The sequence below is a fragment of the Oleiphilus sp. HI0079 genome (assembly GCF_001635105.1).
Window position 1 is genome coordinate 1 of the sequence record NZ_LWFT01000055.1, and the last position, 989, is coordinate 989.

Below are 989 nucleotides of genomic sequence, written 5' to 3' on the forward strand. Positions count from 1 at the left end.
GAACTGCGTGACGGCGATAAGTCTCGTTACCTAGGTAAAGGCGTATTGAAGGCGGTCGCGGGCATCAATAGTGATATTCGCGAAGCGCTAATTGGTAAAGACGTAACGGAACAGCGCGCGCTTGATCAGATTATGATTGATCTTGATGGCACTGAGAATAAAGCTAATCTAGGCGCCAACGCAATTTTGGCGGTTTCGTTGGCCGCAGCAAAAGCTGCCGCACAAGCGAAAGGTGTAGAGCTATACGAGCATATCGCTGAGATAAATGGCACGGCGGGCCAATACTCCATGCCAGTTCCGATGATGAATATCCTTAATGGTGGTGAACACGCGGATAATAACGTCGNTATTCAGGAATTCATGGTTCAACCAGTTTCTGCGCCAAGTTTTGCTGAAGCATTGCGAGCAGGTGCTGAGATCTTCCATGCGTTGAAGAAAGTGTTGAAAGCGCAGGGTTTGAATACGGCTGTAGGTGATGAAGGTGGTTTTGCGCCGAACCTTGCGTCCAACGCAGATGCGCTCGCTGTGATCAAGACGGCGGTTGCTGATGCAGGTTATACGCTGGGCGACGATATTACGCTGGCTTTAGACTGTGCATCGTCTGAATTTTTTAAAGACGGAAAATACGATCTGAGTGGCGAAGGCAAAGTGTTTACTGCCGAAGGCTTTAGCGACTACCTTGCAGATTTGTGTGACGCTTACCCGATCGTATCGATTGAAGATGGTCAAGATGAGTCAGATTGGGATGGCTGGAAGTATCAGACGGAACGTCTGGGCGATAAAGTGCAATTGGTTGGTGATGACTTGTTCGTTACAAATACCAAGATTCTTCAGGAAGGCATCGATAAGAGCATCGCAAACTCGATTCTTATCAAGTTTAACCAGATCGGTAGTTTGAGTGAGACCCTGGATGCGATCCAGATGGCGAAAGACGCAGGTTACACGGCTGTGATCTCGCATCGTTCGGGCGAAACAGAAGACACCACGAT

1 protein-coding gene is annotated in these 989 nt (G+C 48.6%); it reads left to right on the forward strand.

Annotated elements, in window-relative coordinates:
* On the forward strand, positions 1-989 hold a 989-nt coding region (gene eno / locus A3750_RS00870), incomplete at both ends, for a phosphopyruvate hydratase (RefSeq protein WP_068547941.1).